Genomic DNA, 16,532 nt, shown 5'->3' with positions numbered 1-16,532 from the left:
CCCGTCGCCGTGATGCTGGCCGCACCTTTCGCGGCTCTACCCCCTCCACCCTCAAGGGAGTTCCTCATGTCCGCACTGCGCGCTCCTTCGGCCTCGCGCGGCGTCTACGCGCGTCGTACGGCCGTCGCCGCGGGCCTCGCCGCCCTCGTCGGGACGCTCGTGCTCAACGGCCCGGCCGCCCACGCCGCCCCGCCCACCCCGCCGGACGCCGCCACCGCGCGCACGGAGCTGGGCCAGCTGACGGTCAAGTCCGAGGGGTCGATGGACGGCTACAGCCGGTCGAAGTTCCCGCACTGGATCACCCAGCACGGCCAGTGCAACACCCGTGAGGTCGTGCTGCAGCGCGACGGCGAGAACGTCGAGCAGGACGCGAAGTGTGCGGCCGTGTCCGGCACCTGGTTCTCCCCGTACGACGGGGCCACCTGGAAGGACGCCCAGGACATCGACATCGACCACGTCGTGCCCCTGGCGCAGGCGTGGCGGTCGGGCGCCAACACCTGGACCACCGCCCAGCGCCAGGCCTTCGCCAACGACCTCTCCCGCCCGCAGCTGATCGCGGTCACCGACCGCGTCAACCAGGCCAAGGGCGACAAGGACCCGGCGCAGTGGCTGCCGCCGCTGCAGTCGTACCGCTGCACGTACGCCCGCATGTGGGTCTCCGTGAAGTACGACTACAAGCTGACCGTGGACTCCGCCGAGAAGGCCGCCCTGGAGGGCATCCTCAACGGCTGCTGAGCGACCACGACCGCCGGGCTCCCTTCCGCGAGGCTTCATCGCGGGAGGGGGCCCGGCGGTCGTATGCGGAGGTCAGGGAGGGTGCGTGGCGGCATCCACACCCAGAAACTTGAACTTGCAAGTATTCATAAGGTGTGCCTAACTTGTGGTCGTCCTTGTTCCTGTCCCCGATACGAGGAGCCGACCCATGCCCCCACCACCACCGCGGCCGCGCCCTCCCCGTCCGGCGAGCGCACCGCCCCGGCCGCCCCCGCCTCCCCGCTCGTCGAGCGCCTCGACGCGGCCCGGCCCTACGTCCTGTCGGTCTTCCGGATCGTCGTCGGCCTGCTCTTCGCCTGCCACGGTGCGGCCTCGCTCTTCGGCGTGCTCGGCGGCGCGGTCGGCTCCAACGGCGGCACCATCGCGGCCGGCACCTGGCCCGGCTGGTACGCGGCCGTGATCCAGCTGGTCGGCGGCGCGCTGGTCCTGCTGGGCGTCGGCACCCGCAGCGCGGCCTTCATCGCCTCCGGCTCGATGGCCTACGCCTACTTCGACGTGCACCAGGCCGGCGGCCTCTTCCCGATGCAGAACGGCGGCGAGGCCTCCGCGATGTTCGCCTGGGCCTTCCTGCTGCTGGTCTTCACCGGCCCCGGCGCGCTGGCGCTGGACCGCGTCTTCGCCCGCGGCAAGCAGGGCTGACGCCCTCGGCGCGCGGGGCCGGCGCCCGCGGCGGGGACGTGATTCGAACAACATCACGGACCCTGCGCTCATCCCCCAGCAGCTCCAGGCGTACGCTGTACGGTTGTCAAGGCCGCCCCTGCCGCTCCCCTGCGACGTCGCGGCGGGGGACCGTACCGGGAGATCAGGACGTGCTGGAGTTGTTGGGGGCCTTGGCCGAGACCCCATGGATATATGTGATCGTCGGGGTGTCCGTACTCCTCGACGTCTTCCTGCCGGTGCTGCCGAGCGGCGTCCTCGTGATCACCGCCGCCACCGCGGCCGCCGGCTCGGCCGCGGGCGCGGTGGGTGAGGCCACCCAGGGCCACGCCGGCTTCGCCGACATGTTCGCGCTCGTGATGTGCGCCGCCACCGCCTCCGTGCTGGGCGACATGGTCGCCTACCGGCTCGCCTGGCGCGGCGGCGACCGCTTCGACCGCGCCATCGCCCGCTCCCGGCGGCTGACCGCCGCCCAGGCCAGGCTCGGTACGGCCCTGCTGCGCGGCGGCGGCCCGCTCGTCGTCCTGGCCCGCTTCGCGCCCGCCGGGCGCTCGGTGGTCAGCCTCGGCGCGGGCGTGATGCACCGCCGGGTGGCGGAGTTCCTGCCGTGGTCCGCGCTGGCCGGCCTGACCTGGGCCGCCTACAGCGTGAGCCTCGGCTACTTCGGCGGCCAGTGGCTGGGTGCCTCGTGGCTGAGCACGGCGGTCTCGGTCTTCGCGCTCTTCGCGGCGGGCGCGGGGGCAGGGTTCCTCATGCGCCGGCCGACGGAGCCGGAGGCGGAGGCGCAGGCCCAGGCCTGCTAGACGTGTTGAGCATGAGCGTCGCGTGATCCACGCGAGACGGCCCGGTTCCGAGAGGAACCGGGCCATTTTGTGTGCGGTGCGGTGCTGCGCCGGGTGTGCGGGCGGGCCGGCCCCGGCGGGCTGCCGGGGCGGGCCCGCGCCGGAGGGGCTAGTGGACCTTGGTGAAGGGCGCCTTGTCGAAGGCCTTCAGGCCGTTGGCCCAGAGCTGGTTGACGCGGCTCTTCTCGGCCGAGTTCGGGTTGGGGTTGGTGCAGGACGGGCCGGGGCCGCCGCCGGACATCAGCTCGCTGCACGGGCCGGAGTAGTGGTCCGGCAGACCCAGGACGTGACCGGTCTCGTGCGCGGTGACGCGGGTGGAGTCGTACTGCTCGTTCTGCCGGTAGTCGAGGAAGATGTAGCCGCGGCCGTGGCCGTCGGTGCTGGCGTACGAGCCGCGGGAGTCGTTGCCCTCGTAGTACCGGAAGTCGGCGTTCGAGCCGGCGCGCAGCTGGATGTTACGGACCGAGCTGTTCCATATCTGCGCGCTTCTCGCTATCTCCGTCGAGAAGCTCGGCGCCTGGCTGGCGTCGTAGGTGACGGTGACGGCGCGGAGGCCCGGCGACGCGGCCTGCTTGGCCTTCGCGGACTTCATGACGGCGTCGAAGAAGGCCTTGTTGTTCGCCTCTTCGGACTTGGAGCCGACGTACGAGGACTGGGTGTACTGCGGCGCCGCGTTCCCGTCCGCCGTCGTGGCGGAAGCGGGCACGACGGTCATCGTGGCTGCCAGCCCGAGGCCGAGGGCGGCCGACAGCACCATCGCGGAGCGATTCATGTGGGGGACTCCATTCGTGCCGAGAGCCTCTTCGGCCGGGTGCGGTGGGACACGCGGCCGGGGCTCACCGGGTGAACTCCTGTTCCCCATGAGTCTCTGACGAGTTATCAATGGTGCGGATGATGCCAGTTGGCCATAGCGCCATCCAATCGCCTATCCTGCGCCACCTGCTGTCCAGTCGGCCGTCCAACTGCCCGTTCTCGTCCGGCATGTGTCTGGTGTGGCGTACGGGGCGCGGATATGCTCGCTCGCGTGGAGCTTGAGGTCAGGCACCTCCGTGCACTTTGCGCCATCGCAGACACCGGCAGCGTGCGGAAGGCCGCGGTGCAGCTGGGCATGACCCAGCCCTCACTGACCACTCAGCTCCGGCGCATCGAGAGCACCGTCGGCGGGCTCCTCTTCACCCGGAGCCAGCACGGCAGTCACCCCACCCCCCTCGGCCACTCCGTCCTCTCCCGCGCCCGGCCGATCATCGCCGAGATGGCGGCGCTGGTGGCGGCCGCCCGGGACGCGGCCGTCGGCGTCGGCGGCCTGCGGCTGCGCATCGGCAGCATCGGCAGCCGCGCCGTCACCGGCTGGCTGCGCCGCATCCACCGGCGCCTTCCGGACACGGACACCACCATCCACATAGAGGTGTCCTCCAACACCCTTCTCCAGCTCCTGGCGACCAACCAGCTCGACGTGGCCTTCGTCCACGAGACGGCCGGCTTCCCCCTGAACGTCCCCGAGGGCGTCGAGCGCCGCGTCCTCATCGCCGCCGAGCCGCGCTTCGTCTCCCTGTCCGCCACCCACGCCGCGGCGGCCCGCCCCGTGATCCCGCTCGCCGACCTGGCCGGCGACCCCTGGATCGTCGACCCCACGGCGGACGACGAGGCCACGGCCCTGCGCCGCGCGTTCATGGCGGCGGGCCTCGACCCCCGCCTCCTCCACGTCCGCGACAACACCACCGCTGCCGAGCTCGTCGCCTGCGGCGAGGCCGTACGCCCGGCGGCGCCGACCGCCGACCCCGTGCCCGGGACGGTGATCCGCCCCCTGTCCGGCGACCCCCTCACCACCCAGCTCTCCCTGGCTTCCCGGCGCGGCTCCTTACCCCTGCGCGAACTGGACGCGCTCTACGCCGACTTAACGGCCGCGTACGTGGACGTGGCCGGGGCCAGCGCCGCGTACCGGTCCTGGCTGGACCGTAAGGGCAGCCCGCTGCTGCCGTCAGCGGGGAGCCGCTGAGCCCGCCCAGGTCGCTGCCGGGGTAGCGGTCGGGATCGCCGTCGGGGTCGCCGTCTAAAGCCCCGGGTCCGTGCCCGGTATGAGGGGCGCGGGGACGACGGCGCCGGGGAGTCCGCCGAGGGGCGCGAGGGCCAGCAGGAACAGCACGCCGGCCACCGGCAGCAGATCCAGATCGCCCGCCGCGAGCACGATGCCCGCCACCACGACGACCGGACGCCAGGCGGCTATGGCGCGCAGCGCCGCCAGCTGGGTCATGAGCAGCACCAGCCCGACGTAGAAGAGCAGCGGCCCCACCGTATAGAAGACGGGCTTCACGCCCGCATGGCTCTGGACGCGCTCGAAGAGCTCGTTCATCGTCGCCCGGTCCACGGAGCAGAATCCGACGAACAGATCGATCAGCACCTGACCCGTCACGGCCAGGACGCCCAGCAGGCCGATCCCCGCCCCGGCGTCCGCGAACCACCGGCGGACGCGCCCCCGCCCGGGCGCCGCCGCCCGGCGCAGTCCCAGGAACACCGGCACGAACAGCAGCACCCCGGCCAGCAGGGCGAGGTGCCCCAGCGACCAGTCGGGGCCGGGGCCGTGCCGGTCGTCGATCAGGCGGGTGAGTCCGTACGCGGTCATGCAGACCGGGGCGGCGGCGAAGGCCGACCGCCGCCAGGTCGTCGCCGCCGCATCGACGGGTGCCGTCGCCGCCGTCCCGGTCTGCGGTGCCCGTGTCCCGTTGCCGCTCGTCATGTAGTGATCATGTCCCTGGGGGCACCGCGCCGACCTCGGGGAACGCCCTGAGGGCACCCCGAGACGCCCCTGAGAGGGGCGCGCGGACGTTGGCCGTACTCCGCCTTTGTCCGGACCAGAGGCCGGTGCGAGCATGCGACATGGCCGATGAGATGGTGCGCAAGGCGCAGAGGCTCTACAACGCCACATACGCCGGCATCAGCGGCATGCCGACGCTGGAGGAGAACGGCAGGACGTCGTGGGACGTCATGTTCGCCCTGACCCGGGCCCTGCAGTACGAGCTCGGCGTCTCCCCGCAGTCCAACAACTTCGGGCCCGCGACCCTGGCCGCGCTGCAGTCGAAATACCCGGTCATCGACCGCGGCAGCGGCTCCGCGGACATCAACCGGCTGGTGCAGTCGGCGCTTTACTGCAAGGGGTACGACGGAGGCGACATCGACGGCGTGTACGGCGGCCGGGTCGCCGCGGCCGTCGGCAGGCTGAAGCAGAACATGGGCGTCGCGGACGCGTTCCCGGGAGACGGCGTCACGCCGAAAGTCTTCAAGGCACTGCTGACCATGGATTCGTATGTCACGACGGACGGCGGCAGCGATGCGGTCCGCTCCATTCAGCAGTGGCTGAACGGCCGCCATGTGAACCGCCGGAACTTCTTCGTCGTGCCCTGCGACGGTCACTTCTCGCGCGATGTGCAAAAGGCGCTGGTGTTCGCCGTGCAATACCAGCTGGGCATGAACGACGACGTGGCCACCGGGGCGTTCGGGCCGGCGACCAAGGAGGGTCTGAAGAAGAACACGCTCACGGTCGGATCCAGCGGGCCGTTCGTCCAGCTCTTCTCCGCCGCCATGGTCTTCAACAGGCGGGGCGGGGTGTCCTTCTCCGACACCTTCACGAGCGAACTCTCCGCCGCCGTACGCGGTTTCCAGGAATTCGTGAAGCTGCCGGTGACCGGGGCCGGCGACTTCCCGACCTGGGCCTCGCTGCTCGTCTCCTGCGGCGACAACACCCGGCGCGGAACGGCCTTCGACTGCGTCACCGAGATCACCCCGGCCCGCGCCGACGCGCTGCGCGAGGCGGGATATCTGGTCGCCGGCCGCTATCTGACCAACGCCCCGGGCTCGACGTTCGACAAGAAGATCCAGCCGGGCGAGCTGGAGGTCATCGCGACCAAGGGCCTGCGGGTCTTCCCCATCTACCAGACCTATGGCGGCTCGGCGTCCTACTTCAACGAGAACCAGGGCATCGCGGACGCCCAGGCGGCGTACGACGCGGCCCGCGGATACGGCTTCAAAAGCGATACGTGGATCTACTTCGCCGTGGATTTCGACGTCCTCGACCACCAGGTCGCCGACAACGTCATTCCGCACTTCCGCGGCATCGACCGGAAGATGGGCGAGCTGGGCGGCAGGTACCGGATCGGCGTCTACGGGCCCCGCAACGCGTGTTCGCGCGTCGCGGCGGCGGGTTTCGCCACAGCAGCTTTCGTGGCCGACATGTCGACGGGATTCTCCGGAAATCTCGGCTGTCCGATGCCGGAGAACTGGGCCTTCGACCAGATCGCCACGATGAGCGTGGGCGGCGGCGACGGAAAGATCGAGATCGACAACGACATCGCCTCCGGGCTGGACATGGGCCAGAACGAATTCGACACGACCGGTGTGAGGTGAGGGACATGGCGTCCGGAATTTCGCGTCGCGGGGTGCTGACGGGCGCGGGCGCGGTGGCGCTGAGCGCGGCCGTGCCCGTACGGGTGGCCGCTGCCGCGCCCGTACCGGAGGCCGCCGCGCCCCTGGGGGCGTTGAGCGCGAACGGCTGGCGGATGGAGAGGACCGTCGGCGGCGGAGGCCCGGTCGAGGGCATCGGCGTCACCGTGGCGCTGCGCGCCGGGGACGTGGAGACGGTGCTGGTGCACGTGGTGCGTCGGTTCCACTACGAGATCGCCGAGTTGGGGGAGGGACAGGTCGTCGGGCATCTGGCCCCCGGCCGGGTGCCGCTCGCGCGAGCGGGGCTGCCGCAGCCGCCGGAGAGCAACCATGCCTCCGGCACGGCGGTGGCCATACGCCCCGACTGGTACCCCAAGGGTGGCCGGGGCGGGTTCTTCCCGCTCGAGATGCTGGCGCTGCGCGACGTTCTCGCCGAGTGCGAGGGGGTGGTCAGGTGGGGCGGGGACGCCCACGAGCGGCCGTACGAGGCCCTGTTCTTCCTCGACGTACCGCCGGGCGACGCCCGTCTTGCGCGGGTCGCGGCCAAGATCCGCGGTGGCGGCGCGGTGAGACCGGGGGCGGGTCCGGTGGACGTGCTGGCGCCCGGGCGGCGGGCGGCCGCCCTGCGGCTCGAGCGCCGGCAGCGGTCGGGGTCAGAGGGGTGAGGCGTCCAGCAGGTTGGTGATCAGCTTGCGCAGCCGGCCCGTGACGACCGGCTCGACGCCGTGCACGAGCTGGGCGCCGTAGACGACGGCGGTTCCGGTGGGCGGCGCGCTGGTCCAGCGGGTGCGGGGGACGGCGCGCAGCGCGGCGAGGGCCTCGGGCCCGGCATGATGCGAGATCTCGCGGGCGAAGCGGGTGCCGGGCACGAAGCCGCTGCCCGGCTCCGCCGTGCGATCGGTCCACAGCGCCTCGGAGGAGGCGGTGTCCACGAAGAACTCGCCACCGCACTCCGCCTCCTGGAGGTGGAAGGCGACGCGCGCGACCCGCCGGGGGCGCGTGTGCGGGTCGTCCACGCCGTGCAGGTGCGGCGGTATCCCGTCCCCGGGCCCGAGATCGTGGTAGTCCCACGGTGTGACGCCGGCGACGGACGGGAACAACTGCCGGATCGCCGGCAGCGCCCGCTCGACGGCTTCCCCCAGGATCTCCTGAACGGCGTCCGGCGGAACCATGCCGTCACTGGGCCGCGCGGGCACCCAGCCGGTCGCGTCGAGATGCTCGTCCAGCACCTTGATGACCTGGGATGTCTCGTCGGGGGTGAGGAAACCCTCGATGGTGTGGATGGCCAGGGTCTCGGTCATGTGAATCACGCGGTACTCACACCTCTCGCGTCGCGGTGGTCGGTGTGGAGCGTCTTCGTGAGCCGTACTTCCTCGCGCATTCCATCGGAGCGCGGAGGGGGGGCGGCAAGCGCCGGAACGCGCCGTACGGAAGCGCGGCGGCGCGTACGCGGGCGTGCCGGAGGGCGCGAAATGCGTTGCCCGGCCCTGGAGGGCCTTGCTAGCGTCCCGCAGGCGCGAGGAGCGCGTGATCACTTCGGACCCGTGACGAGGGAGGTTGATGAATATGGCCGCCGCCGGCCTTCTTCAGCATGCCCTTTTCCGGACTGCGCCGACACCGGCGCACGGCCCGGGCCGTTCCCACGACCGGAGTGTCACGTGTCTTCCTTTCGTACCCCGACCCCGCATGATCTGACCACCGACCGCCTCGTCCTGCGTCCCTGGACCCGGGCCGAGGCCGCCGCCGTCCTCGACGGCGCCCGTCAGCCGCACTGGGCCGACGACTTCCCCGCCGAAGGCGACGGCGTCGTCGCCGGGCTCTTCGAGGGCTTCCCCGCCTGGCTGGACACCTACGGCCATCGCCTGATCATCGAGCGCGACAGCGGTCTGGTGGTCGGCTCGACGGGCCTGTTCTGGCCCCCCGCCGACGGAACCCTCGAGATCGGCTACGGCATCGTGCCGTCGCGGCGCGGCCGCGGCTACGCGCCCGAAGCAGCCCGCGCGCTGGCGGAGTTCGCCCTCACCTCGACGGACGTGCGGACGGTGTCCGCCACCGTGGAACTGTCCAATCCGCCGTCCATCCGCGTGCTGGAGAAGGCGGGCTTCGAGTGGTACGAGGCCGATGGCGACCTGCTGAGGTTCCGCTTCACTGAGTGAGACGAGGGGGTGCCGGGGGCGGCAGCGCTCCCGGCGCCCGAAGCGCCTCAGGACCTGCCCCGCGCACTCCGCCGGTTCGCTTCGTGGATTCTGTGCCGGAGCTCGGAATACCTCTGCTTCCGCTCTCCTGCGGGAGCGACGGCCGGCGCGTCGTGGTGCGTCCACTCCGGCAGGTCCGGGGCCCGTCCGAGCGCCCGGTAGTCGGTCACCCGCCGGGTGCCGCATGCGGTGCACGCCTTCATGCCCGGGTCGGAGATCGCCCATGCGTTCTCCGGGTGGGGGCAATTCCGCATCGCCCACCGCATGCGGTACGGCACCGCCTGCCCGGCGCTCACGAGTGGGCCGCCCGCAGGTGGCGGCCCATGGTCGCGGTCATCGCCTCGGCGGTGCCGATGTCGCCCTGACGGGCGGCTTCGTCGTGCGTCGCTTTGATCTGTCTGCACCGGGCGCAGGCACTTCCAGGGGCGTGGCCGTGCGCGGCCTCAGGCTGATCGTCCTTGTGCATCGAACCTCCTGCTCGGATCAGGGGGAGATGCCTCGGGCGCGATCGAGCCTGCCCCGCATGCCGCCTGAGTCGCAGTCAGCAGCAGTATGGATGCGAAGCTACTCGCAGTTTTTCTGCGAGTCAAGAAAATCTGCGACTATCTCCGTCATCGGGCTTCTGGGAACCTTCTGGGACGCCCGCTGCCACTTGAGAGGAGAGCGAACGTGCCCGCAGGCTTTGGCCTGGTCGTGCGCTTCACGTTGCGCGACGCGGAAGCAGCCGAAGGCTTCGACGAGTTGGTGTCCCGCACCCTGGAGGGGATCCGGCGGCAGGAACACGGCACGGTGGTCTATGTGAACCATTCCGTGCCGGGTGAGCCGAACGTACGACTCTTCTACGAGCTGTACGAAGACCGCGCCGCGTTCGACGCGCACGAGCAGCAGCCCCATGTCCGACGCTTCCTCGAGGAGCGGGAGAAGTTCGTCAGCCGTACCGATGTGACCTTCCTGGAGCACATCGACGGAAAGGTGTGAAGAGACCGGTGATCCCCGAAGGGCGGCGTGCGTTCGGTGCACGGGTCGCGGAACTGCGTGCGGAGCGCGGCCTGACCCAGAGGGAGCTCGCCGCTGAGATCGGCCGCACGACGAGCTGGCTGTCCCAGGTGGAGCGCGGTGTCCAGCCCGTCAACCGGCTGGACGTGCTGCGGCTGCTCGCCGATGCCCTCGGCGTTGCTCTCCACGCGCTGCGCCCGGACGCGCCCCGGCCCGTGGAGCCGGCCGAGGCCGCGCCCGAGCCGAACGACCTCGACCAGGTGCGGCTCCTGCTCTCGGGGCATCCGGCCCTGGAGGTCGTACTCGACCCGAGGACGTGGAACACGAGGCCTTCCCTCGCCGACCTCCGGAGGGCCGTCGACCACGCATGGTCGCTCGCCCACGGCGATCGGTTCTCCGAGCTGACCGCGTCGCTGAGTTCGCTCATACCGACCTTGGAGCGCGTGGTGCGCACGGTCGGTGAGCGTGAGCGACCGGAGGCCTACAGCCTGCTCGCCCGCACTTACCAGGCCATGTCGGCCGTCTTTGCGCGCCAGAACGAGGCGGATGCCGCCTGGGTGGCCGCCGACCGGTCCATCGCGGCCGCCGAGTTGTCCGGCCGGCTGCCGGATGTCATCGCGGGCACGTTTCGGCTTGCGCACGCGTGCGTTCGGCTGAAGCGGTACGACCAGGCGGAGCATGTCGCGCAGTCCGCTGTGAACGCCCTCGGACGTCACATGGACCACGTCGGCGTGTCACCGGAGATGCTCTCCCTGCTGGGATCCCTGCACCTGGCGCTCGCTCTGGTGCACGCACGGTGCCGGAGTCGCGCCGAAGCCCGGCGCGAGATGGAGCTCGCACGCCATGTGGCGGCACAACTGGGCGAGGACCGCAACGACTTCAACCTCGAGTTCGGTCCGACGAACGTCGAGATCCAGGCCGTATCCGTCGCTGTCGACCTCGGCGACGCGGGCGAAGCCCTGCATGTCGGCGGCCAGGTGGACGCGTCCGGCCTTTCCGTCGAGCGCCGGGCCAGGCTCGCTCTGGACCTGGGTAGGGCGCATGCGCAGCTGAGGAACGTGGAGAGCGCGCTGCGGTGCTTCACGGAGGCCGAGACGCTGGCACCCGAGATGGTGCGGTCCCACACCGCCGCACGTGCGGCCGTCCGGGACCTGATGCTCGTGGCCGGCCGCTCGGCCTCTCCCGAACTGCGCGCCCTCGCCCAGCGCACGGATGCGATGTCCTGACCCGGGGGTACCCAGGCAGTACTCCCGACGGCGTACGCCGTTTCCTCGAGGTCGGCCAGTACGAGGCCCGGAAGGTCGACAACGGGACGAAGGCCACCGGCGGAAAGCGCCGGCGGGCGCGGTGCCGGCGAAAAATCGTTCCGCGCGAGCGCCAGTCGATCTTTAGAGTGCGGGTGTACGAGCCACGGGACGACAGAGGGACGGCATCATGAGCGGGCGGCAGGGCGAGGGGACCGGCGAGGGCCGGGTCTGGTTCGTCACCGGGACGAGTTCCGGGTTCGGGCGGGAGATCGCGCGGGCCGTCATCGCCCATGGCGACCGCGTGGTGGCCACCGCCCGGGACGTCGCCGCCGTCGAGGACCTGGTGGCGCTCGCGCCCGGCCGGGTACGGGCCGTCGCGCTGGACGTGACCGACGACGCGTCGATCCGCCGCGCCGTGGCCGAGGCCGAGACGGGCTTCGGCCGGATCGACGTCCTGGTGAACAACGCCGGGGCCGGGCTGCTCGGCGCGTTCGAGGAGCTGAGCGACAGCGAGCTGCGCCGTAACTTCGAGACCAACCTCTTCGGCGCGATGGCGGTCACCCGCGCCGTCCTGCCGGTCATGCGGCACCAACGCGCGGGCCGCATCGTGCAGATGTCGTCGGTGATCGGTGTGATCGCGGGGCCGGGCGGCACCGCGTACGCCGGGACGAAGTTCGCGCTGGAAGGCATGTCCGAGGCGCTCGCGGCCGAGGTCGCCCACCTCGGCATTCGCGTCACCATCGTGGAACCCGGCCCGTTCCGTACGGACTTCGGCGGGCGGTCGCTGCGGTGGGGTACGCCGATGGAGGACTACGCGGAGCTCATGGGCCCGGCGCGCGCGGCGCTCGAGGCGTCGCACGGTTCCCAGTCGGGCGACCCGTACCGCGGGGCCGAGGCCATCATCGCCGCTGTCGGCCTCGAGGAGCCGCCGCTGCGGCTGCCGCTGGGGGCGGAGGCCTTCGCCTGGATCCGCGCCCATCTGCGCGCGCGGCTCGAGCAGCTGGACGCGGTGGAGGAGATCGGGGCGGACACCGCGTTCCGGTGACGCCCGAGAGGGATCAGAGTGGGGTGAGGATCATGAGGACCTCGTCCCGGGTGTCGTCGGGGGCGAGGCGGAGGGCCTCGGGCCAGCGGCCGATCTCGCGCCAGCCGAGCCGCCCGTAGAAGTCCTCCAGTCCCTGGCCTCCCCGCGCGGCGAGATGCAGCTGCTCGAGCCCCAGCTCGTCGCGGGCGATCCGCCGCAGCTCGCGGACGAGGGCGGAGCCGACGCCGCGCCCCCGGAAGCCGGGGTGGGTCTGAAGGTGATGGATCGTGCCCCAGTGACTCACGAGCCGGTAGGAGTCGCGTTTGAGGACGACTCAGCCGGCCAGGGCCTCGCCGGACCGTGCGATGACGAGGCGGCTGTTCCGCGCGTCGAGACGGCCGAGGAGCCCGTCCGCCACGGGCGCGACGTCGTCGTCCCCGACCGGGGGAAACGGGAACCCGGCCGCACCGCCCGCATTGGTGACCGCGATCCAGCAGTCGATCAGCTGTCGCCGGAGCCCGGGCGTGACGTCCCGAGGATCGGATATCTGGGCGAGGGATATCCGGGCGGGGGCGAGCGGGGCGCCGGGCCGGGCGTCGTGGGCGCTCTCGAGCGTGTCGTCCTGCTGGGGCATGGGAGCAGCATGTCAGCCGGGTCTGACATTCCCGCCTGGAGGCCCCGCGCCCGCCTGCCTATCGTGAGGAATGAGGCACCAGCTCCGGATCCGGAGGGAGACGGTCATGACCTCGACAACGCACGACGACACGCCGGTCACCATCGCGGGTGAGGGCCTCGAGGCGCGGACGCGGGAGATGGGCGGCGGCATGAGCGTGCTCTGGGTGCGCGCGGCCAAAGGGACCGACCTCGGCCCGGCCCTCAAGGGGCTGCCCGACGACCTCTGCCAGTGCCCGCACTGGGGGTTCCTGACCAAGGGCAGGATCAAGCTGCGTACGGCCGAGGGCGAGGAGACGTACGAGGCGGGGCAGCTGTACTACTGGCCGCCCGGCCACGCCCCCGAGGCGCTCGAGGACAGCGAATTCGCGGAGTTCTGCCCGACGAAGGAGCTCGAGGAGGTCATCGCGCACGTCAAGGCGCAGATGACGTGAGGCGATCCTGTGACGTGAGGTGATCCCGGCCGCCCGCGGGCCTGGGGCCCGCAAGCCGGCCGCCCGCGGGCCGCGGGACCTCAGCCCTCCGTGATCGTCAGCAGGATGCCGCCGTCCGGCGCCGCCTGCACCCGGACCCGCGTCAGGTCCGCGACCGCCACGTCGGGGGCGTGCGCCGCCGCGCGGGGGCCCACGCCCACCACGCGCATGCCGGCGGCCTTGCCGGCCGTGATGCCCGCCTCGGAGTCCTCGAAGACGACGCAGTCCCGGGCGTCGAAGCCCAGCTCGGCCGCGCCCTTGAGGAAGCCCTCCGGGTCCGGCTTGCTGGCGCCGACCGACTCGGCCGTCACGCGTACCGCCGGCATCGGCAGGCCGGCCGCGCCCATGCGGGCGTCGGACAGGGCGCGGTCGGCGGAGGTGACCAGGGCGTGCGGGAGGCCGGCCAGGGCGGCCATGAAGGCGGGGGCCCCGGGGACCGGGACGACGCCGTCGATGTCGGCGGTCTCGGCCTCGAGCATGCGCCGGTTGTCCTCGTGGTTGAGCTCCATGGGGCGGTCCGGGAGGAGGACGGCCATGGTGGCGTAGCCCTGGCGGCCGTGGACCACCTTCAGGGCCTCGTCGGCGTCCAGACCGTGCTCCTCCGCCCAGCGGCGCCAGCAGCGCTCGACGACCGCGTCGGAGTTGACGATCGTCCCGTCCATGTCGAGGAGCAGGGCGCGGGCCGTGAGCGTGGTCGTGGTCATCGGAAGGACTCCAAGCGCGCGGAGAAAAAAGACAAGCGGCTCCACCCGCCGGTCAGGGAGTGCGGGCGGAGCCACTTTGTTTCTCCACGATACAAAAAGGTGCAGGGAAAACGCCAACGCCCCTGGTCGGCGTACCCCAGCGGGCCGGAACCGCCCCTCCGGCGGACGATGGAAACCGAGCCGAGCACGCGCCGACCCGAGCCGAGCCCGCGCCGACCCGGGCGGACCCGAGCGGACCCGAGCGACCCGTGCCGGCCCGGGCCGGCCCCGGGCCGAAGCGAGCGGAATCCCACCCCGCACTCAGGAGCTGCCCATGGGCCAGGACACCCCGGGCCCCGGCCCGGGCCCCGCGGTGGCCGCGGCCACCCCGCCCGTACCCGGCGAGGGGCGGACGCGGCGCGGCGTCCGCGTGGCGATCGGCGCGCTGCTGCTGGGCATGCTGCTGGCCGCGCTCGACCAGACCATCGTCTCCACCGCCCTGCCGACCATCGTCAGCGACCTCGGCGGCCTCGAGCACCTGTCCTGGGTGGTCACCGCCTATATGCTCGCCTCCACCGCCGCCACCCCGCTGTGGGGCAAGCTCGGCGACCAGTACGGGCGCAAGAAGCTCTTCCAGACCGCGATCGTGATCTTCCTGATCGGCTCCGCGCTGTGCGGGCTCGCCCGGAACATGCCCGAGCTGATCGGGTTCCGCGCCCTGCAGGGCCTGGGCGGCGGCGGCCTGATGGTGCTGTCGATGGCGATCGTCGGCGACATCGTGCCGCCCCGCGACCGGGGCCGCTACCAGGGGCTGTTCGGCGCGGTCTTCGGCGGCTCGAGCGTGCTCGGTCCGCTGCTCGGCGGCCTGTTCGTGGACCACCTCAGCTGGCGCTGGGTGTTCTACGTCAACCTGCCCATCGGCGTCGTCGCGCTCGGAGTCATCGCCGCCGTGCTGCACATCCCCGCCCACCGCACCCGGCACCGCATCGACTACCTCGGCACCGCCCTCATCGCGGCCGTCGCCACCTGCCTGGTCCTGATGACCTCGCTGGGCGGCACCACCTACCCCTGGGTGTCGTGGCAGATCATCGGCCTGGGGGTGCTCGGGGTGGCGCTGGTGGTCCCGTTCGTCCTCGTCGAGCGCCGGGCGGAGGAGCCCGTACTGCCGCTCGGGCTCTTCCGGATCCGTACGTTCTCGCTCTGCTCGGTCATCGGCTTCGTCGTCGGCTTCGCGATGTTCGGCTCCATGACCTACCTGCCCACCTTCCTGCAGGTCGTCCAGGGCGTCTCGCCCACCCTGTCCGGCGTGCACATGCTGCCGATGGTCGCCGGCATGCTGATCTCCTCGGTCGGCTCCGGCCAGATCGTCAGCCGCACCGGCCGCTACAAGGCCTTCCCCATCGCCGGCACCGCCGTCATGACCATCGGCCTGCTCCTGCTCCACCGGCTCACACCCACGATCAGCGCCACCGAGACGGGCCTGTACTTCTTCGTCTTCGGCTTCGGACTCGGCCTGGTCATGCAGGTGCTGGTGCTGATCGTGCAGAACGCCGTGGCCTACGAGAACCTCGGCGTCGCCACCTCCGGCGCCACCTTCTTCCGCTCCATCGGCGCCTCGTTCGGCGTGTCCGTCTTCGGCACGATCTTCGCCAACAGCCTCGGCCCCCGCATCACCGACGCCCTCGCAGGCACCCCCCTGCCGCCCGGCGTCACCCCCGGCGGCCTCCAGGCCGACCCGCGGGCCGTGAACCGGCTGCCCCCCGCGCAGCGCGCCGGAGTCCTCGACGCGTACTCCGCCTCCATCACCGACGTCTTCCTCTACGCCGTGCCGCCCGCCCTCGTCGCCTTCGCCCTGGCCTGGCTGCTCAAGGAGCAGCCGCTGCGCGGCAGCGTCACCGCGCCCGACACCAGCGAGGTCCTCTCCAGCAACCCCGTCGAGCGCTCCTCGCGCGACGAGTGCGCCCGCGCGCTCTCCCTGCTCGGCAGCCGGGAGGGGCGGCGCAGGGTCTACGAGAAGATCACCGAACGGGCCGGGCTCGACCTCCAGCCCGCCGCCAGCTGGATGATGCTGCGCATCCACCGCGACGGCCACGCCGAGCCGTCCCTGCTCGCCGAGCGGATGGACATACCGCTACGGGTGATCACGGGAGCCGCCCGCCAGCTGGAGGAAAGGGGGCTGGCCGACCGCCTGGGGATCCCGCTCGTGCTGACCGAGGAGGGGCGGCGGCAGGCGGGCCTGCTGTTCGCGGTGCGCGAGGAGATGCTCGCGGAGCTGCTGGGGGACTGGTGGACGGCCAAGGACCGGCCCCACGACCTCGTGGCGCTCGTCCACGAGCTCAACAGGGAGCTCTGCGGCTCCGACGCCGAGCAGCCGCACGACGGCGACATGCGGCCCGACCACCGCCTGCCGTAGGGCCTGCGGCCCGGCCCGGCGGTTCCGACGGCGCCCCTCGGCGTCCACGGCCGGTGCGTGCCCTGCGGCCTCTACGGCCGCTGCGTTCCCTCCGGCCCCAGCGACCCCTACGGCCACTGCAT

General features: G+C 71.9%; 20 protein-coding genes. 12 read left to right on the top strand and 8 right to left on the bottom strand.

What is annotated here, in order from left to right:
* The first annotated feature begins 66 nt into the window (after positions 1 to 66).
* The 3 genes from J1792_RS29920 to J1792_RS29910 all read left to right on the top strand — a co-directional run bounded on the left by J1792_RS29920 (position 67) and on the right by J1792_RS29910 (position 2,234).
* Positions 67 to 735 (top strand): HNH endonuclease family protein, encoded by a 669-nt coding sequence (locus J1792_RS29920; RefSeq protein WP_207248597.1) that lies wholly within the window; start codon positions 67 to 69, stop codon positions 733 to 735.
* 297 nt (positions 736 to 1,032) lie between these two features.
* Positions 1,033 to 1,413, top strand: coding sequence for a DoxX family protein (locus J1792_RS29915; RefSeq protein ID WP_207248696.1), 381 nt, complete (start codon positions 1,033 to 1,035; stop codon positions 1,411 to 1,413).
* A 170-nt stretch (positions 1,414 to 1,583) separates the two neighbouring features.
* Positions 1,584 to 2,234 carry a DedA family protein gene (locus J1792_RS29910; RefSeq protein WP_086572204.1) on the top strand — a complete coding sequence of 217 codons (651 nt, stop codon included), beginning with the start codon at positions 1,584 to 1,586 and terminating at the stop codon, positions 2,232 to 2,234.
* Positions 2,235 to 2,382: 148 nt separating this feature from the next.
* On the opposite strand, the gene snpA is transcribed toward J1792_RS29910, so the two are convergent.
* Positions 2,383 to 3,045: a snapalysin gene (gene snpA, locus J1792_RS29905; RefSeq protein WP_207248596.1), complete on the bottom strand. Its 663-nt coding sequence runs from the start codon at positions 3,043 to 3,045 to the stop codon at positions 2,383 to 2,385.
* 240 nt (positions 3,046 to 3,285) lie between these two features.
* Here snpA and J1792_RS29900 point away from each other — a divergent pair, with 240 nt between their 5' ends.
* On the top strand, positions 3,286 to 4,269 hold the full coding sequence (locus tag J1792_RS29900; RefSeq protein ID WP_086572208.1) for a LysR family transcriptional regulator: 984 nt from the start codon (positions 3,286 to 3,288) through the stop codon (positions 4,267 to 4,269).
* A gap of 54 nt (positions 4,270 to 4,323) precedes the next feature.
* On the opposite strand, the gene J1792_RS29895 is transcribed toward J1792_RS29900, so the two are convergent.
* The gene (locus J1792_RS29895; protein WP_086572210.1) at positions 4,324 to 5,007 is read right to left on the bottom strand and encodes a hypothetical protein; all 684 of its coding nucleotides are present in this window, start codon (positions 5,005 to 5,007) and stop codon (positions 4,324 to 4,326) included.
* A gap of 140 nt (positions 5,008 to 5,147) precedes the next feature.
* On the opposite strand from J1792_RS29895, the gene J1792_RS29890 reads away from it, so the two are divergent.
* Positions 5,148 to 6,671, top strand: coding sequence for a glycoside hydrolase domain-containing protein (locus J1792_RS29890; RefSeq protein WP_086572212.1), 1,524 nt, complete (start codon positions 5,148 to 5,150; stop codon positions 6,669 to 6,671).
* A gap of 5 nt (positions 6,672 to 6,676) precedes the next feature.
* The gene (locus tag J1792_RS29885) at positions 6,677 to 7,372 is read left to right on the top strand and encodes a hypothetical protein (protein WP_086572226.1); all 696 of its coding nucleotides are present in this window, start codon (positions 6,677 to 6,679) and stop codon (positions 7,370 to 7,372) included.
* On the opposite strand, the gene J1792_RS29880 is transcribed toward J1792_RS29885, so the two are convergent.
* Positions 7,361 to 8,008 carry a hypothetical protein gene (locus tag J1792_RS29880; protein ID WP_207248595.1) on the bottom strand — a complete coding sequence of 216 codons (648 nt, stop codon included), beginning with the start codon at positions 8,006 to 8,008 and terminating at the stop codon, positions 7,361 to 7,363. The genes J1792_RS29885 and J1792_RS29880 overlap by 12 nt on opposite strands.
* A 357-nt stretch (positions 8,009 to 8,365) precedes the next feature.
* Between J1792_RS29880 and J1792_RS29875 the strand changes: the two genes are divergently transcribed.
* Positions 8,366 to 8,863, top strand: coding sequence for a GNAT family N-acetyltransferase (locus J1792_RS29875; protein ID WP_242705055.1), 498 nt, complete (start codon positions 8,366 to 8,368; stop codon positions 8,861 to 8,863).
* Between the two features lie 47 nt (positions 8,864 to 8,910).
* On the opposite strand, the gene J1792_RS36000 is transcribed toward J1792_RS29875, so the two are convergent.
* Together J1792_RS36000 and J1792_RS29870 are read right to left on the bottom strand one after the other, a co-directional pair.
* On the bottom strand, positions 8,911 to 9,156 hold the full coding sequence (locus tag J1792_RS36000) for a DUF6255 family natural product biosynthesis protein (protein WP_372446204.1): 246 nt from the start codon (positions 9,154 to 9,156) through the stop codon (positions 8,911 to 8,913).
* Between the two features lie 38 nt (positions 9,157 to 9,194).
* Positions 9,195 to 9,368 carry a hypothetical protein gene (locus tag J1792_RS29870; RefSeq protein ID WP_179198985.1) on the bottom strand — a complete coding sequence of 58 codons (174 nt, stop codon included), beginning with the start codon at positions 9,366 to 9,368 and terminating at the stop codon, positions 9,195 to 9,197.
* A gap of 203 nt (positions 9,369 to 9,571) precedes the next feature.
* On the opposite strand from J1792_RS29870, the gene J1792_RS29865 reads away from it, so the two are divergent.
* The 3 genes from J1792_RS29865 to J1792_RS29855 all read left to right on the top strand — a co-directional run bounded on the left by J1792_RS29865 (position 9,572) and on the right by J1792_RS29855 (position 12,190).
* Positions 9,572 to 9,880 (top strand): putative quinol monooxygenase, encoded by a 309-nt coding sequence (locus J1792_RS29865; protein ID WP_242705056.1) that lies wholly within the window; start codon positions 9,572 to 9,574, stop codon positions 9,878 to 9,880.
* An 8-nt stretch (positions 9,881 to 9,888) separates the two neighbouring features.
* Positions 9,889 to 11,124 (top strand): helix-turn-helix domain-containing protein, encoded by a 1,236-nt coding sequence (locus J1792_RS29860; protein WP_207248594.1) that lies wholly within the window; start codon positions 9,889 to 9,891, stop codon positions 11,122 to 11,124.
* A gap of 208 nt (positions 11,125 to 11,332) precedes the next feature.
* Positions 11,333 to 12,190 carry an oxidoreductase gene (locus J1792_RS29855; protein ID WP_086572217.1) on the top strand — a complete coding sequence of 286 codons (858 nt, stop codon included), beginning with the start codon at positions 11,333 to 11,335 and terminating at the stop codon, positions 12,188 to 12,190.
* A gap of 13 nt (positions 12,191 to 12,203) precedes the next feature.
* Here the strand turns inward: J1792_RS29855 and J1792_RS35525 are convergent, their stop codons facing one another.
* Entirely contained in the window at positions 12,204 to 12,473 is a 270-nt protein-coding gene (locus tag J1792_RS35525) for a GNAT family N-acetyltransferase (protein ID WP_086572219.1), read from the bottom strand.
* A 30-nt stretch (positions 12,474 to 12,503) separates the two neighbouring features.
* Complete coding sequence (locus tag J1792_RS35520; protein ID WP_086572221.1) at positions 12,504 to 12,803, bottom strand: hypothetical protein; 300 nt, start codon at positions 12,801 to 12,803, stop codon at positions 12,504 to 12,506.
* Positions 12,804 to 12,909: 106 nt separating this feature from the next.
* Here J1792_RS35520 and J1792_RS29845 point away from each other — a divergent pair, with 106 nt between their 5' ends.
* Positions 12,910 to 13,275 (top strand): cupin domain-containing protein, encoded by a 366-nt coding sequence (locus tag J1792_RS29845; protein WP_086572230.1) that lies wholly within the window; start codon positions 12,910 to 12,912, stop codon positions 13,273 to 13,275.
* Positions 13,276 to 13,355: 80 nt separating this feature from the next.
* Here J1792_RS29845 and J1792_RS29840 read toward each other — a convergent pair whose 3' ends face one another.
* The gene (locus J1792_RS29840) at positions 13,356 to 14,018 is read right to left on the bottom strand and encodes an HAD-IA family hydrolase (protein ID WP_207248593.1); all 663 of its coding nucleotides are present in this window, start codon (positions 14,016 to 14,018) and stop codon (positions 13,356 to 13,358) included.
* 313 nt (positions 14,019 to 14,331) lie between these two features.
* Between J1792_RS29840 and J1792_RS29835 the strand changes: the two genes are divergently transcribed.
* The gene (locus J1792_RS29835; RefSeq protein WP_207248592.1) at positions 14,332 to 16,410 is read left to right on the top strand and encodes an MFS transporter; all 2,079 of its coding nucleotides are present in this window, start codon (positions 14,332 to 14,334) and stop codon (positions 16,408 to 16,410) included.
* Positions 16,411 to 16,532 lie beyond the last annotated feature (122 nt).

The sequence above is a fragment of the Streptomyces triculaminicus genome (assembly GCF_017349075.1).
Classification (GTDB): Bacteria; Actinomycetota; Actinomycetes; order Streptomycetales; family Streptomycetaceae; genus Streptomyces; species Streptomyces triculaminicus.
This window is presented reverse-complemented; position numbering and strand designations above follow the sequence as displayed.

Coding starts and splice junctions, on each gene's coding strand:
- J1792_RS29835 (WP_207248592.1), top strand. CDS start 14,332: ATGGGCCAGGACACCCCGGGCCCCGGCCCGGGCCCCGCGGTGGCCGCG.
- J1792_RS29890 (WP_086572212.1), top strand. CDS start 5,148: ATGGCCGATGAGATGGTGCGCAAGGCGCAGAGGCTCTACAACGCCACA.
- J1792_RS29900 (WP_086572208.1), top strand. CDS start 3,286: ATGCTCGCTCGCGTGGAGCTTGAGGTCAGGCACCTCCGTGCACTTTGC.
- J1792_RS29855 (WP_086572217.1), top strand. CDS start 11,333: ATGAGCGGGCGGCAGGGCGAGGGGACCGGCGAGGGCCGGGTCTGGTTC.
- J1792_RS29920 (WP_207248597.1), top strand. CDS start 67: ATGTCCGCACTGCGCGCTCCTTCGGCCTCGCGCGGCGTCTACGCGCGT.
- J1792_RS29845 (WP_086572230.1), top strand. CDS start 12,910: ATGACCTCGACAACGCACGACGACACGCCGGTCACCATCGCGGGTGAG.
- J1792_RS29895 (WP_086572210.1), bottom strand. CDS start 5,007: ATGACGAGCGGCAACGGGACACGGGCACCGCAGACCGGGACGGCGGCG.
- J1792_RS29880 (WP_207248595.1), bottom strand. CDS start 8,008: ATGACCGAGACCCTGGCCATCCACACCATCGAGGGTTTCCTCACCCCC.
- J1792_RS35520 (WP_086572221.1), bottom strand. CDS start 12,803: ATGCCCCAGCAGGACGACACGCTCGAGAGCGCCCACGACGCCCGGCCC.
- J1792_RS29840 (WP_207248593.1), bottom strand. CDS start 14,018: ATGACCACGACCACGCTCACGGCCCGCGCCCTGCTCCTCGACATGGAC.
- J1792_RS29885 (WP_086572226.1), top strand. CDS start 6,677: ATGGCGTCCGGAATTTCGCGTCGCGGGGTGCTGACGGGCGCGGGCGCG.
- J1792_RS29870 (WP_179198985.1), bottom strand. CDS start 9,368: ATGCACAAGGACGATCAGCCTGAGGCCGCGCACGGCCACGCCCCTGGA.
- J1792_RS36000 (WP_372446204.1), bottom strand. CDS start 9,156: ATGCGGAATTGCCCCCACCCGGAGAACGCATGGGCGATCTCCGACCCG.
- snpA (WP_207248596.1), bottom strand. CDS start 3,045: ATGAATCGCTCCGCGATGGTGCTGTCGGCCGCCCTCGGCCTCGGGCTG.